At 43.6% G+C, this 15,233-nt stretch carries 28 protein-coding genes; all 28 read right to left on the bottom strand.

Translation table 11 applies throughout. From position 1 onward, the window contains the following. Window positions 1-2 precede the first annotated feature (2 nt). The 28 genes from MKZ11_RS05560 to rplB all read right to left on the bottom strand — a co-directional run bounded on the left by MKZ11_RS05560 (window position 3) and on the right by rplB (window position 15,189). Entirely contained in the window at window positions 3-800 is a 798-nt protein-coding gene (locus MKZ11_RS05560) for an energy-coupling factor transporter transmembrane component T family protein (RefSeq protein WP_340793006.1), read from the bottom strand. Then, window positions 800-1,669 (bottom strand): energy-coupling factor ABC transporter ATP-binding protein, encoded by an 870-nt coding sequence (locus tag MKZ11_RS05555; RefSeq protein WP_340793005.1) that lies wholly within the window; start codon window positions 1,667-1,669, stop codon window positions 800-802. Before MKZ11_RS05555 ends, MKZ11_RS05560 begins: the two co-directional genes overlap by 1 nt. Beyond that, a complete protein-coding gene (locus tag MKZ11_RS05550; protein WP_340793004.1) occupies window positions 1,645-2,490 on the bottom strand; it encodes an energy-coupling factor ABC transporter ATP-binding protein in 846 nt (281 codons plus the stop codon). Before MKZ11_RS05550 ends, MKZ11_RS05555 begins: the two co-directional genes overlap by 25 nt. Window positions 2,491-2,875: 385 nt before the next feature. Beyond that, complete coding sequence (gene rplQ / locus MKZ11_RS05545; protein ID WP_340793003.1) at window positions 2,876-3,256, bottom strand: 50S ribosomal protein L17; 381 nt, start codon at window positions 3,254-3,256, stop codon at window positions 2,876-2,878. Window positions 3,257-3,288: 32 nt separating this feature from the next. Then, on the bottom strand, window positions 3,289-4,233 hold the full coding sequence (locus tag MKZ11_RS05540; protein WP_340793002.1) for a DNA-directed RNA polymerase subunit alpha: 945 nt from the start codon (window positions 4,231-4,233) through the stop codon (window positions 3,289-3,291). A gap of 133 nt (window positions 4,234-4,366) precedes the next feature. Next, complete coding sequence (rpsK, locus tag MKZ11_RS05535; protein WP_203247893.1) at window positions 4,367-4,756, bottom strand: 30S ribosomal protein S11; 390 nt, start codon at window positions 4,754-4,756, stop codon at window positions 4,367-4,369. A 25-nt stretch (window positions 4,757-4,781) separates the two neighbouring features. Beyond that, window positions 4,782-5,147, bottom strand: coding sequence for a 30S ribosomal protein S13 (gene rpsM / locus MKZ11_RS05530; RefSeq protein WP_340793001.1), 366 nt, complete (start codon window positions 5,145-5,147; stop codon window positions 4,782-4,784). Between the two features lie 24 nt (window positions 5,148-5,171). Further along, the gene (gene rpmJ / locus MKZ11_RS05525) at window positions 5,172-5,285 is read right to left on the bottom strand and encodes a 50S ribosomal protein L36 (protein ID WP_084212378.1); all 114 of its coding nucleotides are present in this window, start codon (window positions 5,283-5,285) and stop codon (window positions 5,172-5,174) included. Between the two features lie 38 nt (window positions 5,286-5,323). Continuing rightward, a complete protein-coding gene (gene infA, locus MKZ11_RS05520; RefSeq protein WP_067204804.1) occupies window positions 5,324-5,542 on the bottom strand; it encodes a translation initiation factor IF-1 in 219 nt (72 codons plus the stop codon). A 425-nt stretch (window positions 5,543-5,967) separates the two neighbouring features. Continuing rightward, on the bottom strand, window positions 5,968-6,621 hold the full coding sequence (locus tag MKZ11_RS05515; RefSeq protein WP_340793000.1) for an adenylate kinase: 654 nt from the start codon (window positions 6,619-6,621) through the stop codon (window positions 5,968-5,970). A 55-nt stretch (window positions 6,622-6,676) separates the two neighbouring features. Further along, complete coding sequence (gene secY / locus MKZ11_RS05510) at window positions 6,677-7,969, bottom strand: preprotein translocase subunit SecY (RefSeq protein ID WP_340792999.1); 1,293 nt, start codon at window positions 7,967-7,969, stop codon at window positions 6,677-6,679. Further along, window positions 7,969-8,409, bottom strand: a complete 441-nt coding sequence (rplO, locus tag MKZ11_RS05505) for a 50S ribosomal protein L15 (protein WP_179392975.1) — start codon at window positions 8,407-8,409, stop codon at window positions 7,969-7,971. Before rplO ends, secY begins: the two co-directional genes overlap by 1 nt. A 33-nt stretch (window positions 8,410-8,442) precedes the next feature. Continuing rightward, the gene (gene rpmD, locus MKZ11_RS05500) at window positions 8,443-8,625 is read right to left on the bottom strand and encodes a 50S ribosomal protein L30 (protein ID WP_340792998.1); all 183 of its coding nucleotides are present in this window, start codon (window positions 8,623-8,625) and stop codon (window positions 8,443-8,445) included. A 13-nt stretch (window positions 8,626-8,638) separates the two neighbouring features. Further along, window positions 8,639-9,139: a 30S ribosomal protein S5 gene (gene rpsE, locus MKZ11_RS05495; RefSeq protein WP_340792997.1), complete on the bottom strand. Its 501-nt coding sequence runs from the start codon at window positions 9,137-9,139 to the stop codon at window positions 8,639-8,641. Between the two features lie 22 nt (window positions 9,140-9,161). Continuing rightward, a complete protein-coding gene (gene rplR, locus MKZ11_RS05490; protein WP_340792996.1) occupies window positions 9,162-9,524 on the bottom strand; it encodes a 50S ribosomal protein L18 in 363 nt (120 codons plus the stop codon). 33 nt (window positions 9,525-9,557) lie between these two features. Then, on the bottom strand, window positions 9,558-10,097 hold the full coding sequence (gene rplF / locus MKZ11_RS05485) for a 50S ribosomal protein L6 (protein WP_340792995.1): 540 nt from the start codon (window positions 10,095-10,097) through the stop codon (window positions 9,558-9,560). Between the two features lie 30 nt (window positions 10,098-10,127). After that, the gene (gene rpsH / locus MKZ11_RS05480; RefSeq protein WP_251699700.1) at window positions 10,128-10,526 is read right to left on the bottom strand and encodes a 30S ribosomal protein S8; all 399 of its coding nucleotides are present in this window, start codon (window positions 10,524-10,526) and stop codon (window positions 10,128-10,130) included. 30 nt (window positions 10,527-10,556) lie between these two features. Further along, window positions 10,557-10,742 carry a type Z 30S ribosomal protein S14 gene (locus MKZ11_RS05475; RefSeq protein ID WP_254761053.1) on the bottom strand — a complete coding sequence of 62 codons (186 nt, stop codon included), beginning with the start codon at window positions 10,740-10,742 and terminating at the stop codon, window positions 10,557-10,559. A gap of 19 nt (window positions 10,743-10,761) precedes the next feature. Further along, entirely contained in the window at window positions 10,762-11,301 is a 540-nt protein-coding gene (gene rplE, locus MKZ11_RS05470) for a 50S ribosomal protein L5 (RefSeq protein ID WP_340792994.1), read from the bottom strand. Window positions 11,302-11,327: 26 nt separating this feature from the next. Further along, entirely contained in the window at window positions 11,328-11,639 is a 312-nt protein-coding gene (gene rplX, locus MKZ11_RS05465; protein WP_340792993.1) for a 50S ribosomal protein L24, read from the bottom strand. A 35-nt stretch (window positions 11,640-11,674) separates the two neighbouring features. Then, entirely contained in the window at window positions 11,675-12,043 is a 369-nt protein-coding gene (gene rplN, locus MKZ11_RS05460; protein ID WP_067204773.1) for a 50S ribosomal protein L14, read from the bottom strand. A 39-nt stretch (window positions 12,044-12,082) separates the two neighbouring features. Beyond that, window positions 12,083-12,349, bottom strand: coding sequence for a 30S ribosomal protein S17 (gene rpsQ, locus MKZ11_RS05455; RefSeq protein ID WP_340792992.1), 267 nt, complete (start codon window positions 12,347-12,349; stop codon window positions 12,083-12,085). Window positions 12,350-12,366: 17 nt separating this feature from the next. Then, window positions 12,367-12,567: a 50S ribosomal protein L29 gene (gene rpmC / locus MKZ11_RS05450; protein WP_025783856.1), complete on the bottom strand. Its 201-nt coding sequence runs from the start codon at window positions 12,565-12,567 to the stop codon at window positions 12,367-12,369. Continuing rightward, complete coding sequence (gene rplP, locus MKZ11_RS05445; RefSeq protein ID WP_340792991.1) at window positions 12,557-12,991, bottom strand: 50S ribosomal protein L16; 435 nt, start codon at window positions 12,989-12,991, stop codon at window positions 12,557-12,559. Before rplP ends, rpmC begins: the two co-directional genes overlap by 11 nt. Before the next feature lies 1 nt (window position 12,992). Next, window positions 12,993-13,652 carry a 30S ribosomal protein S3 gene (gene rpsC, locus MKZ11_RS05440; protein WP_340792990.1) on the bottom strand — a complete coding sequence of 220 codons (660 nt, stop codon included), beginning with the start codon at window positions 13,650-13,652 and terminating at the stop codon, window positions 12,993-12,995. 3 nt (window positions 13,653-13,655) lie between these two features. Next, a complete protein-coding gene (gene rplV / locus MKZ11_RS05435) occupies window positions 13,656-14,000 on the bottom strand; it encodes a 50S ribosomal protein L22 (protein WP_340792989.1) in 345 nt (114 codons plus the stop codon). 19 nt (window positions 14,001-14,019) lie between these two features. Continuing rightward, complete coding sequence (rpsS, locus tag MKZ11_RS05430) at window positions 14,020-14,298, bottom strand: 30S ribosomal protein S19 (protein ID WP_340792988.1); 279 nt, start codon at window positions 14,296-14,298, stop codon at window positions 14,020-14,022. A 60-nt stretch (window positions 14,299-14,358) separates the two neighbouring features. Further along, window positions 14,359-15,189, bottom strand: coding sequence for a 50S ribosomal protein L2 (gene rplB / locus MKZ11_RS05425; RefSeq protein ID WP_340792987.1), 831 nt, complete (start codon window positions 15,187-15,189; stop codon window positions 14,359-14,361). Window positions 15,190-15,233 lie beyond the last annotated feature (44 nt).

Here is a 15,233-nt window from a genome sequence, read left to right as displayed (position 1 = left end):
TCCTATGCCCTAAGAAGGAAGAGGACGACAACCAACACCGCAAGCAATACCATTATTGTAGTATCACGCCAGTGCCATTTCAGCTGCCTGTACCTCGTCCTACCCTCGCCTCCGCGATACCCGCGAACTTCCATGGCGACTGCAAGGTCCTCCGCACGTTTGAACGCACTCACGAAGAGCGGTACGAGCAAAGGAATGACTGCACGGATTCGCTGCTTAACAGAGCCAGTACTAATGTCTGAGCCCCTCGCCAATTGCGCTTTCAATATCTTATCCGTCTCATCCATCAATGTCGGGATGAAACGCAGGGAAATTGACATCATCAGCGCAAGTTCATGAACTGGTAATTTAAATCGCTTAAATGGTCCCAGTAAATCTTCCATACCATCTGTAATCGAGATCGGTGATGTTGTTAACGTCAAAATGGATGTCAGCAAAACAAGAACGAGAAAACGAATGGAAATGAAAATACCTTGCCTTAATCCTTCTTCGTATATCTTTAGGAACTTCCAATCAACAAGAAGTGCCCCTTCTTTTGTAAAAAAGATATGCATGATTAACGTGAAGACAACCAAGAAAAGAATTGGCTTCAACCCATTAATCAGGAAATACAGACGTATCCTTGATGTGAAAATAACAAGAAATGTAAATCCTAACAGCACGGCATATGTCACTGTATTATTTGCAAGGAACACTCCGATGATAAACAAAAACACAAATGACAACTTCGAACGGGGGTCCAGTTTATGGACAAATGAATTTCCCGGGATATAACGGCCGAAAATCATCTTTTCCAACATTAACGGCCACCTTCTTCCGCCGCAGCAAATGCTATCGCCTTCGCAAGCTGTTCTTCCGTCAATGCCAGCCCTTGGAGTGGACGGCCGATTAACTTCTCAATATCACGTTGGAACTTTACTGAGCGCGGTAAACCTAACCTAAAAGACTTTAGCTTCTCTTCATCACTAAACACTTCTTGCGCGGTCCCGGACATGACTGAACGTCCATCATGCATAACAACAACATTGTCCGCATAACGTGCAGCATCTTCCATACTATGTGTCACGAGAATTGTCGTCAGGTTTTCTTCAACATGGAGGCGACTGAAAAGCTCCATAATTTCACGCCGACCTCGTGGATCGAGTCCTGCTGTGGGCTCGTCCAAGACTAGCACAGAGGGTCTGAACGCAAGGACTCCAGCTATAGCAACCCGGCGCATCTGTCCGCCTGAAAGGTCAAACGGAGACTGCTGTGCGACCTCTGGAGGGAGTCCTAACAGTTCAATCAGTTGATGTGCCCGTTTTCTTGCCTCTTCTTCGGGCACACCAAAATTCATAGGACCGAACATAATATCTTTTTCTACAGTTTCCTCAAATAGTTGATGCTCTGGAAACTGAAAAACAATTCCTACATGCCTGCGGACCTCTTTCAGCCCTTTCGCTTTCGTACCGGCAGTAATCGTCGTATCTCCAATTTTCACAACACCTTCTGAAGGTTTTAACAAACCATTCAAATGCATTAGAAGTGTCGATTTTCCTGAGCCGGTATGGCCTATAATTGCAGAATAAGAGCCAGAACGTATCGTTGCATTTACGTCTTGCAATGCTCTCTTTTCAAAAGGAGTGTCTTTCCCATACAAATACCCTACTTGCTGAAGTGAGATGTCCATAATTCATTCACCAACTCTTCTTCCGTCATATGCTCACCGTTAAGCTCCATCCCAGACTCCCGTAACAAGTCAGATACTCTCATAGCGAATGGCAAGTCCAAGCCTATCTCCTCAAGTTCATCTCCCCGGGCAAATATCTGCTCTGGCGTACCAATCGTCAGAACTTTGCCTTTGTTCATGACAATGATTCGATCTGCCAACAACGCCTCTTCCAAGTCATGTGTTATGGAGATGACCGTAAGACCCGTCTTCCTTTTCAACTCTTCAACTAAATGAATCACTTCATTACGCCCCTGTGGATCAAGCATTGACGTCGCTTCATCCATAATAAGAATCTTTGGATGTAAGGCGAGCGCTCCAGCTATTGCAACGCGTTGTTTCTGTCCGCCGGAGAGATGGTGCGGCTCCTGATTGAGGAAATCACTCATATTTACCTGCGAAAGTGCATCGTGAACTCGGATCACCATCTCTTCGAAAGGAACTCCGTTGTTTTCTAATGCAAATGCAACATCATCTTGGACTGTCGAACCAACAAATTGATTATCCGGGTTCTGAAAAACAAAACCCATTTGTGAACGTATATCCCATATGTTGTCCTCAGTCAATTTCTCGATAAACACGTTGATATTCCCTTCTTCCGGGAACAACAGACCAATCATTAATTTCGCAAGCGTCGACTTACCAGAACCATTATGGCCAACAATCGCAATCCATTCATCGTCTTGTACCGTAAACGACACACCATCGACTGCTTTCTTTGTGACCGCGTCCTCAGATTGATAAGAATAAGACACATTATCCATCGACAGAATTTCCTTCATCGCCTACCACCTCCGACTACATTCACATTATGTATAGAAGGACTCCTTGCGAACTGCCAAGGAATCCCTCCGAAAAAAAATTTATTATTTTTGGATAAAAAAAAGCGCGCACCTCATCCGAAGAAATGCGCTCATATCTATGACTAGTACCAGGTGCTCAATCCGATACCGCGGATGAGGTGCGTAGAGCTAGACCAGGCGGTATTCACCGACGATCGTAACACTCAGCTTTTAAATTTGTCGTATAAATTTTGAAAAAAGGGTGCGGCTCTGGGAACGCCAGACACACCCCCTTGTAGACTAAATCAATTACTCCTCGGCAAAATTATATTCGCCGGAGGCTCTAACTTGGTTCAGTGGGCGTTCTGACGCCCACTGAATCTAGTTAAACGAGTTCGATTACAACGACAGGAGCTCCGTCGCCGCGACGAGGTCCCATTTTCATGATCCGTGTGTATCCACCTTGACGCTCAGCGTAGCGTGGAGCAACGTTATCAAAAAGTTTTTGGATTGCGAAGATTTCTGTCTCTTTGCCTTCTTCGTCCGTCATCGTAACAAGTTCGCGACGGATGAATTGTGCAACTTGACGACGTGCATGCAAGTCTCCACGTTTACCAAGCGTGATCATTTTCTCAACAACTGAACGCAATTCTTTCGCACGAGCTTCTGTCGTTTGAATACGTTCGTGTACGATAAGATCTGTCGCTAGGTCGCGAAGCATTGCTTTACGTTGTGAACTTGTACGTCCAAGTTTTCTGTATCCCATAGAAGTTTCCCTCCTTCAATCTATAAATTCACTCAATCTTCAGTGCGTAACTCTAGGTTAAGCTCGTCCAATTTCGCTTTCACTTCTTCAAGTGATTTACGGCCAAGATTTCGTACCTTCATCATTTCATCCTCTGACTTGCTAGCAAGTTCAAGAACTGTATTGATGCCTGCACGTTTTAGGCAGTTGTAAGATCTAACTGAAAGGTCAAGTTCCTCAATAGTCATCTCGAGCACTTTCTCTTTCTGATCTTCTTCTTTTTCCACCATAATTTCTGCAGTTTGGGCTTCATCTGTCATACCGACAAATATATTTAGATGTTCTGTCAGGATTTTTGCCCCAAGTGAAACAGCTTCTTTAGGACCAATGCTGCCATCTGTCCAAACATCAAGTGTCAACTTATCGAAGTTCGCCATTTGGCCAACCCGAGTGTTTTCCACTTGGAAGTTAACGCGTGAAACTGGAGTGTAAATAGAATCGATTGGAATAACGCCAATTGCGAGATCCTCACGTTTGTTTTGATCAGAAGGTGCGTAACCGCGTCCACGTACAGCATACATACGCATGCGCAAATGTCCGTTTTTACCAAGAGTCGCGATAGGTAGTTCAGGGTTCAATACTTCTACGTCACTATCATGTGTAATGTCCGCAGCTGTAATGACTCCTTCGCCTTTCACGTCTATCTCAATCACTTTCTCTTCATCTGAATAGATTTTGAGAGCCAGTTTTTTTACGTTCAAAATAATTGACGCGACGTCTTCTACGACACCTTCAATTGTTGAGAACTCATGAAGCACACCATCAATCTGAATAGATGTGACAGCAGCACCCGGCAATGAGGATAGAAGGACCCGGCGCAGGGAGTTCCCTAACGTGTTTCCATATCCGCGTTCGAGTGGTTCGATGATAAACTTACCGAACTTGATGTCTTCGCCGATCATAACTGTTTCAATCTTCGGTTTCTCAATCTCGATCATTCATTTACCCTCCTTCAAAACATCAATGTATAGGCCGTTCCATATTGAAATCGATTTTCATAGACGGCAAATTGCAATCGCACAATCATTGTTGACAAAAATTGTGTTTCTCAATCATATGGAGAATAAGCCATTATACACGACGGCGTTTTGGTGGTCGGCATCCATTATGCGGAACCGGGGTAACGTCTCTGATTGCAGTAACTTCAAGACCTGCAGCTTGTAGTGAACGAATGGCTGCTTCACGTCCAGCACCTGGACCTTTAACAGTAACTTCCAACGTTTTTAGACCGTGCTCCATAGATGTTTTAGCAGCTGTTTCAGCAGCCATCTGTGCAGCAAAAGGAGTTGATTTACGAGAACCTCTGAAGCCTAGTGCACCTGCACTTGACCAAGATAGTGCGTTCCCTTGCATGTCAGTGATTGTAACAATTGTATTATTGAATGTTGAGCGGATATGTGCAATACCGGATTCAATATTCTTTTTCACACGACGTTTACGAGTTTGTTGTTTACGTGCCATGTTAAGAAGATACCTCCTTTACCTATTATTTTTTCTTGTTCGCTACTGTCCGTTTAGGACCTTTACGAGTACGTGCGTTATTCTTCGTGTTTTGTCCACGAACAGGTAGTCCACGACGATGACGGATACCACGGAAGCTACCGATTTCCATCAAACGTTTGATGTTAAGGGAAGTTTCACGTCGAAGGTCACCTTCAACTTTGAAACCGTCCAATTGTTCACGGATTTTATCAAGCTCTGCGTCAGTAAGATCACGAACGCGCGCATCCTCAGATACTCCAGCTGCTGCTAATACTTTTTGAGCAGTTGTTTTTCCGATTCCGAAAATGTAAGTTAATGAAATGACAACGCGCTTATCGCGCGGAACGTCTACACCAGCAATACGTGCCATATAGATTGTGCACCTCCTTCAGAATTAGCCTTGTCTTTGTTTATGTTTCGGATTTTCACAGATTACCATTACTCGGCCGCGTCTGCGAATAATTTTACATTTTTCACAGATCGGTTTTACAGATGGCCTTACTTTCATCTTACCCAACCTCCTTCAATATTCCGGAGTGCAAAAGATTATTTAAAACGGTATGTTATACGACCACGTGTTAAATCATAAGGCGAGAGTTCCATTGTCACTTTGTCGCCAGGCAGGATGCGGATAAAGTGCATACGAATTTTGCCTGATACATGCGCAAGAATTGTATGGCCGTTTTCCAGCTCAACTTTAAACATCGCATTCGGCAACGTTTCGAGTACGGTTCCTTCAACTTCAATTACATCATCTTTCGCCATCAACCCAGTCTCCCTTCTATATCCAATAAAGGTTCTCACCATCGAGCGGCATCAGTCGCCTTTAAAGCTTCCTTCAACATATGTCCGGATTGCATGAGTGATGTTCGAAAGAGGTCTGTCACATTCCGTTTCCCTTAAGTCAGTCCTCGACTTCGTGTTGTGGAAAATTGCGTCGAAATGGACACAACTGTCCAGAATGCCGTGGATGAGTCCCCAGTTGCGTTATACAGTTCTTTCCACGAAATTCATTATACCTGCCTGAACAGGAAAATGCATTTACTGTGTTTTAGAACCGTACATCCGCTAAAAAACAACTAGTTGTTATACCGGGCATCATATGCTTTTGCAGCTCGTTGAAACGTTTATTCTATGCTTATATACTATACTACCCAAAAAAAGTTTATAATATCTAAGTTTGAAAAGGATTATTGTCCGTTTCCTTGCAGAATAGCGTCCAAGTCCTTGAAAACGTCCTTGATGTCTTTTTGCCCATCGATGTTCACCAATACCTCTTTGGAATCGTAAAACGCCAAAAGTGGTGCGGTTTGATTCATATTTACTTCCAGACGGTTCGTGACAGTTTCCGGATTGTCATCGGCTCGCTGATAAAGTTCTCCGCCATCCTTATCACATATGCCTTCAACCTGTGGAGCGTTGAAAAGCAAATGATAGGACGTACCGCATACTTTACAGATACGGCGGCCTGTCAGCCTCGCAATAAGTTCTTCTTTCTCGACTTGGATATTGAGTACATACTCAATCTTTTTCCCCATGTCAGCCAAAAGCTTATCAAGCGCTTCAGCTTGAGGAACTGTACGCGGGAAACCGTCAAGTAGGAATCCGTTATCGCAATCGGATTTGCTTAATCGTTCACGAACAATTCCGATTGTCACTTCATCAGGGACAAGTGCTCCCTGATCCATGAACGACTTTGCTTTGACTCCAAGTTCCGTGCCTTCTTGGATAGCAGCACGGAACATATCGCCTGTAGAAATATGAGGGGTTCCGTACTTTTCGACAATTCTGTCTGCCTGTGTACCTTTACCGGCTCCTGGCAGACCCATTAATACGATATTCATACGTATTGCACTCCCATTCATATTCACATCACAAAGAGATGAACCTTTGTGATTATTACTTCATGAATCCTTTGTAATGCCTTTTCACAAGTTGTGATTCAAGTTGTTTCATCGTTTCGAGTGCAACCCCGACGACGATGATCAAACTTGTTCCTCCAATTTGCGCAGACTGTGGAAGGTTTGCGATATTGATGAAGAATATTGGCATGACTGCGACAGTAGCGAGGAATATCGCACCAACGAATGTCAGTCTATACAAAGTGCTCGTTAGGTAATTTTGTGTATTTTGTCCTGGGCGGATGCCCGGGATATAAGCGCCTTGTTTTTTCAAATTATCCGCAATGTTCTCCGGATTCACCTGGATGAATGCGTAGAAATATGTGAATGCAATGATCAGTATCAGGTAAAACACCATTCCAATCGGTTTCGTATAATCGAAAACGTTTGTAATTGTAGTCGTTACACTGTTATTACCGAAGAAGGTCGCTATTGATTGCGGTGTAATGAAAAATGCAGAAGCAAAGATTACCGGGATAACCCCTGCAGCATTAAGTTTCAATGGTAAGTGTGTCTGTTGGCCTGCAGTCGTTTGACCTCGTCCAGTGACACGCTTCGCATATTGGATCGGAATTTTCCGAAGTGCTTCTTGGAAGTAAATAATTCCGACAGTAATCGCAATGATCAAGACGAGTAGAAGAGCCATGATTGCCAACTTAATGAACAATTGCTCACCTGCATCTTGGATCTGTGTTGCGTAAAGTTGGTTGACTGCATTTGGGATTGCTGCGACGATACCAGCAAAGATAATAATGGAAATACCATTCCCAACACCTTTTGCTGTAATCTGTTCACCAAGCCATAAAAGAAATGCAGTTCCTGCCGTCAATACGATCGCGATGACCACATATGTCGAAACACCTTCGTCTTTAATCAGTGTACCGCCGTACATTTGGTTAAAACCAAATGACATAGCGATTGCTTGAATAAAGGCTAGGATTATTGTGAAATACCTTGTGAACTGTGCAAGTTTCCGTCTTCCGACATCCCCTTGTTTCGCCCATTCAGTAAATTTCGGTACTACATCCATCTGCAATAATTGCACAATAATAGATGCGGTAATGTATGGCATGATACCCATGGCAAGAATAGAGAAGTTGGCAAGGGCCCCACCACCAAATACATTCAGTAACCCAATAAGATTATTATCGGTTTGTTGGAGTGCTGTTGCATCAACGTTTGGAACAGGAATGAAAGTTCCTAATCTGAAAACGATAAGCACAAGCAATGTGTAAAAGATTTTAGACCTTATATCTCGAACGCGCATAAAGTTAGAGATTGTCTGAAACATTAAACCACCTCGGTTTGCCCGCCAGCTTTCTCGATAGCTTCTTTAGCGGAAGCAGAGAATTTGTGAGCTTTGACAGTAATCTTTTTCTCAAGAATCCCGTTACCCAGAATCTTAATACCTGATTTTGCATTGCTCACGATGCCTGATTCGATTAGTAGCTCAGGCGTTACTTCAGTACCTTCGTCGAAACGATTAAGCGTGTCAAGGTTTACGATTGCGTAATCCTTACGGTTGATGTTAGTGAAACCACGTTTAGGAAGTCTTTGGAAAAGGGGAATTTGTCCACCCTCAAAACCAAGACGAACGCCACCGCCCGAACGGGAGTTTTGTCCACCGTGACCTCTACCGGAAGTTTTACCAAAACCAGAACCGATTCCGCGCCCAATACGTTTACGTTTTGTACGAGAACCTTCAGCAGGTTTCATAGTGTGTAATTTCATCTCATTGGCACCTCCTTATTCAAAAAATCGGAATTATAGTTCCTTAATTGTTACAAGATGGTCTACTTTGCCGATCATGCCACGAATTGCAACATTATCCTGATGTTCGACCGTTTGGTGTAATTTACGAAGTCCAAGCGCTTCGACTGTTTTACGCTGTGCTGGCTTAGAGCCGATAACGCTTTTTGTAAGGGTAATTTCAAGTTTATTCGCCATTGTATTTCCCCCCTTAACTATACAGTTCTTTCACGGATTTACCGCGCAATTTAGCTACGTCTTCTGCGCGTTTCAAATTCGTCAATCCTTCGATTGTTGCACGAACCATATTGATTGGTGTGCTTGACCCAAGAGATTTAGAAAGGATATCCGTGATGCCTGCAAGTTCAAGTACCGCACGAACAGGTCCGCCGGCGATAACTCCAGTACCAGGAGCTGCTGGTTTGATGAGGATTTTTCCTGCACCAAAATGTCCAAGAATTTCGTGCGGAGTTGTTCCTTTGACCATTGGCACAACGATCAAATTCTTCTTCGCATCTTCAATTGCTTTACGGATTGCATCCGGAACTTCTTGTGCTTTACCAGTACCGAAACCGACACGGCCATTTTTGTCTCCGACAACGACGAGAGCAGTGAAACGGAAACGACGTCCGCCTTTCACAACTTTCGCTACGCGGTTAATCGTAACTACGCGTTCTTCGAATTCACTTTTATTCTGATCATTACGACGCATGAAATGTGTACCTCCTTCTTAATTAAAATTCCAGACCGTTTTCACGTGCTGAGTCTGCAAGAGCTTTCACACGGCCGTGAAATAGGTAACCGCCACGGTCAAATACTACTGACTTAACGTCCTTTTCAACAGCTTTCTTTGCGATCATCTCGCCGACTTTTACTGCTGCTGCAGTGTCTGCTTTGGATTCAGATCCAAAATCTTTATCCATTGAAGAAGCACTTACAATCGTTACTGCATTCACGTCATCAATCAATTGAGCATAGATATGCTTGTTTGAACGGAATACGTTTAGGCGTGGACGAGCTGCAGTCCCGCTGATTTTACGACGCACACGTGCATGACGTTTCTTACGAGTAGCATTCTTGTCTTTTTTCGTAATCATCGTGATCACTCCTTCCAGATGCCTTAAGCGGCATTATTTACCTGTTTTACCTTCTTTACGACGGACAACTTCGCCTTCGTAACGAATCCCTTTGCCTTTATAAGGCTCTGGTGGACGTACTTTTCTTATGTTTGATGCAAGAGCACCTACGCGTTCTTTATTGATACCGCGAACAGTGATCTTAGTGTTAGCAGGAACTTCTACTTCAATTCCAGCTTCCGGTGTAAATTCAACTGGGTGAGAGTAACCAATGTTCAACACCAATTTCGAACCTTGAAGTGACGCACGGTAACCGACACCGACTAGTTCAAGTTTGCGTTCGAAACCTTGTGAAACGCCTACCACCATATTATCGAGTAGTGAACGTGTCGTTCCATGAATGGAACGGTGTTCTTTGGATTCAGAAGGACGGATCAATGTGATTACATTGTTCTCCTGCTCGATTTTAATATCCGAGTTAAATGTGTTTGTAAGTTCGCCTTTAGGTCCTTTAACAGTAACAAAGTTACCTTCTGTAATAGTAACTGTTACGTTTTCAGGTACCTCAATCGGCTTTTTGCCAATACGGGACATTCAAGTGCACCTCCATTCATTTGTTACGGATTACCAGACGTAAGCTACTACTTCTCCGCCTACTTGTTTAGCGCGTGCTTCTTTGTCTGTAAGTACGCCATTTGATGTAGAAACGAGGGCGATACCAAGACCGTTCAAAACTTTAGGAACTTCGTTTGTTTTAGCGTATACACGAAGACCTGGTTTTGAAATACGTTTAAGACCAGTAATAACACGTTCGTTATTTTGACCATATTTAAGGAAAATGCGGATGATACCTTGTTTGCTATCCTCAACATATTCAACGTCGCGTACGAAACCTTCACGTTTAAGGATTTCTGCGATTTCTTTTTTCATGTTTGAAGCAGGTACTTCAAGCTTTTCGTGACGAACCATATTGGCGTTACGAATGCGTGTAAGCATGTCTGCGATCGGATCACTCATTGTCATTACATTTACCTCCTTCCCAAATTTAGGGGTTTACCAGCTGGCTTTTTTGACGCCAGGAATTTGTCCCTTATATGCTAACTCGCGGAAACAAATACGGCAAAGCTTGAATTTACGATATACGGAATGCGGACGACCACAACGTTCACAACGTGTGTATGCTTGCACTTCGAATTTTGGTGCGCGTTTTTGTTTAGCGATCATTGATTTTTTAGCCACGTTTACGCCTCCCTCTTATTTACTTTTGGAACGGCATGCCGAACTGCATTAATAACTCATGTGCTTCTTCATCGGAGTTTGCAGTCGTAACGATGACGATATCCATACCGCGTATTTTAGATACTTTATCATAATCAATTTCAGGGAAAATTAGTTGCTCTTTTACGCCAAGCGTATAGTTTCCGCGACCGTCGAATGCTTTCTTAGAAACACCACGGAAGTCACGTACACGGGGCAATGAAACCGAAATCAGCTTGTCTAGGAATTCATACATACGCTCGCCGCGTAGAGTAACTTTCGTTCCGATAGGCATGCCTTCACGGAGACGGAATCCAGCGATTGATTTCTTTGCTTTTGTGACAACAGGTTTTTGACCCGAAATAATTGTTAGATCTTCCACTGCCGCATCTAGTGCTTTCGTGTTTTGAACAGCATCACCAACACCCATGTTAATGACGATTTTATCAACTTTTGGTACTTGCATTACTGATGTATATTCAAACTTGCTCATAAGAGCAGGTGTGACTTCGTTTTTAAACTTATCTTTTAAACGGCTCATCTGTTGGACCTCCTTTCATCCGTTACTTATTTGTCCAGGTTTTCTCCGGATTTTTTAGCAACACGAACTTTTTTGCCATCTTCAATCTTGTAACCTACGCGAGTTGGCTCGCCTGTCTTAGGATCGATCAACATGACGTTTGATACATGGATAGCTGCCTCTTGGCTCACAATTCCACCTTGAGGATTTTCCTGGTTAGGTTTCGTATGTTTCTTGACGATGTTAACACCTTCAACAAGCACGCGATCCTTTTTAGGGAAAGCTACTAGAATCACACCAGTTTTACCTTTGTCTTTACCAGTGATGACCATAACTTTATCGCCTTTTTTAACATTCATTCTGTCGCACCTCCTTGATTGGCACTATCATGTAATTAAAGAACTTCAGGAGCTAGTGAAATGATTTTCATGAAGTTGCTGTCACGAAGTTCGCGAGCAACTGGTCCGAAAATACGAGTTCCACGTGGGCTCTTGTCGTCACGGATAATAACACAAGCGTTTTCGTCAAAAGTAATGTAAGAACCGTCTTTACGGCGTACTCCGCTTTTCGTGCGGACGATAACAGCCTTGACGACTTCACCTTTTTTAACAACGCCACCTGGTGTTGCTTTTTTAACAGTAACTACTACTACGTCACCGATATTTGCCACTTTACGGCCTGAACCGCCTAAAACCTTAATTGTAAGTACTTCACGAGCGCCTGAATTGTCGGCGACTTTCATACGACTTTCCTGTTGGATCATTGAGGCTACCTCCTCCCGGATTTATATCTCCGAACGTTATTAGATGATGACCGCTTTTTCGACAACTTCGAGTAGGCGGAAACGTTTTGTTGCTGACAATGGACGAGTTTCCATAATACGAACAACATCACCGATTTTCGCTTCGTTTAGTTCATCGTGGGCCTTAAATTTCTTAGAGTACTTAACACGTTTACCGTATTTAGCATGTTTCTTTTGCGTTTCGATCATTACAGTAACTGTTTTATCCATTTTGTCGGATACAACGCGGCCTGTATACACTTTGCGCTGGTTACGCTCCTCAGTCATGGCTGCAACCTCCTTCATCAGTTATTTGCACTGATTTCTCTTTGACGTATTACTGTTTTCATGCGCGCAATCGATTTACGAACTTCTCGGATGCGTGCAGTGTTTTCTAATTGACCTGTCGCAAGTTGGAAGCGAAGGTTGAAAAGCTCTTCTTTCAGTGATTTCACTTTTTGCTCAATCTCTGCAGTTGTTAAGTCACGGATTTCATTAGCTTTCATTAGATTCACCACCAATTTCTTCACGTTTTACAAACTTAGTTTTGATAGGAAGTTTGTGAGATGCAAGGCGAAGTGCTTCACGTGCAACTTCTTCCGATACACCTGCTATTTCGAACATAACTCTACCAGGTTTAACAACTGCAACCCAGCCTTCTACAGCACCTTTACCGGAACCCATCCGGACTTCAAGAGGCTTCTTCGTATATGGTTTGTGCGGGAAGATGTTGATCCATACTTTACCGCCACGTTTCATGTAACGTGTCATTGAAATACGTGCTGCTTCGATTTGACGGTTAGTAATCCACGCCGAATCTAGCGCTTGTAGACCGTATTCGCCGAATTGAACTGTTGCTCCGCCTTTTGTAGTACCGCGCATTTTACCACGGAATACACGACGATATTTAACTCGTTTAGGCATTAACATATTAGTTGCCTCCTTCCTCAGAGTTCTTCTTCTTCACTGGAAGGACTTCTCCACGGTAAATCCATACTTTAACGCCAAGCTTACCAAATGTTGTGTCAGCTTCTGCGTGTGCATAATCAATGTCTGCACGTAATGTATGGAGAGGGACAGTACCTTCACTATAATGTTCCGACCGAGCGATGTCAGCACCGCCAAGACGTCCAGAAACTTGTGTTTTAATACCTTTAGCGCCAGAGCGAATCGTACGTTGAATCGCTTGTTTCTGTGCACGACGGTAAGATACGCGTGTTTCTAGCTGACGTGCAATTGATTCTGCTACTAGTTTCGCATCAAGATCTGCACGCTTAATTTCAATAATGTTGATGTGAACGCGTTTACCAGTGATGTCGTTCAACATTTTACGAAGTGTTTCGACCTCAGTACCACCTTTACCAATAACCATTCCTGGCTTAGCAGTGTGGATGCTGATGTTAACACGCTTTGCAGCACGTTCAATTTCCACTTTAGAAACAGATGCTTCTATAAGGCGTTTTTCGATGAAATCACGGATTTTCAAATCTTCGTGCAAGAGAGTCGCATAGTCTTTTTCTGCGTACCATTTAGACTCCCAGTCACGGATGATACCGACCCGTAAACCGTTAGGATGTACTTTTTGACCCACGAATTATCCCTCCTTCTTTTCTGATACCACTAATGTGATGTGGCTCGTACGTTTATTAATTGCACTTGCACGTCCTTGTGCGCGTGGACGGAAACGTTTCATAGTCGGACCTTCGTCAACGAAAACTTCGCTAACAATTAGGTTTTCGACATCCATTTCATAGTTATGCTCAGCATTTGCAATCGCTGAATTCAAAACTTTTTCCACTACCGGAGATGCCGCTTTCGGCGTCAAACGTAGAATCGCGACAGCTTCACCGATTTTCTTGCCCCGGATAAGATCAACGACCAAACGGACTTTGCGAGGAGCAATACGGACTGTGCGGGCAGTAGCTTTTGCTTGTTGCATCAGAATAACCTCCTCTCAATTAACGTCTTGTTTTCTTATCGTCGGCGCCATGACCTCTGTATGTGCGCGTAGGTGCGAATTCACCAAGTTTGTGACCAACCATATCTTCAGTAACGTAGACAGGAACGTGTTTACGTCCGTCGTATACAGCAATTGTCATTCCGATGAAAGTCGGGAAGATTGTTGAACGTCGTGACCATGTTTTGATAACCTGTTTTTTCTCGGAATCCTTTTGTGCTTCAACCTTCTTCATAAGATGATCGTCTACAAATGGTCCTTTTTTCAAGCTGCGGCCCATGTTGGAACCTCCCTCCGTGTTTGTACTACGGTCCAATCATTGAACCGCAGTGCATTACTATTACTTCTTGCGACGACGAACAATAAGTTTGTCGGATTTGTTGTTTTTCTTACGTGTTTTATAACCAAGTGTCGGTTTGCCCCACGGAGTTACTGGAGACTTCATACCGATACCAGTTTTACCTTCACCACCACCGTGTGGGTGATCGTTAGGGTTCATGACAGAACCACGTACTGTTGGGCGTTTACCCATCCAACGTGAACGTCCTGCTTTACCGATGTTGATAAGTTCGTGTTGTTCATTACCAACTTGACCAATTGTCGCGCGGCATGTTGCAAGAATCATACGAACTTCTCCAGATTGAAGACGTACAATAACGTACTTATCTTCACGGCCTAGTAGTTGTGCAGATGTTCCTGCTGAACGTACTAATTGTCCGCCTTTACCTGGTTTCATTTCGATGTTGTGAATTGTAGTACCCATTGGAATGTTTTCAAGTGGAAGTGAGTTACCGACCTTGATATCCGATTCTGGGCCTGACATAATCGTTGCTCCAACTACTAAACCTTTTGGAGCGAGGATGTAACGTTTCTCTCCATCTACGTAATTGATTAGAGCAATGTTGGCTGAACGGTTTGGATCGTATTCGATCGTAGCAACGCGTCCTGGTATGCCATCTTTCCGGCGTTGGAAATCGATGACACGGTATTGGCGCTTGTGGCCTCCACCATGGTGACGAACAGTAATCCTACCAGTGTTGTTACGGCCGCCTTTCCGCTTAAGCGGTGCAAGCAATGATTTTTCCGGTTTGTCAGCAGTAATCTCAGCAAAATCGGATGTAGTCATGTTACGGCGTCCGTTGGAGGTAGGTTTGTATTTCTTAATCGCCATTTGTGTTCCCTCCTTCATATAATTAAATATCTATAGTTGTTCGA

Origin of the sequence: Sporosarcina sp. FSL K6-1508 (assembly GCF_038007465.1) — a bacterium.
Lineage (GTDB): Bacteria > Bacillota > Bacilli > Bacillales_A > Planococcaceae > Sporosarcina > Sporosarcina psychrophila_B.
Note: the sequence above shows the minus strand (reverse complement) of the source record. Positions and strands in the feature narration are given on the sequence as shown.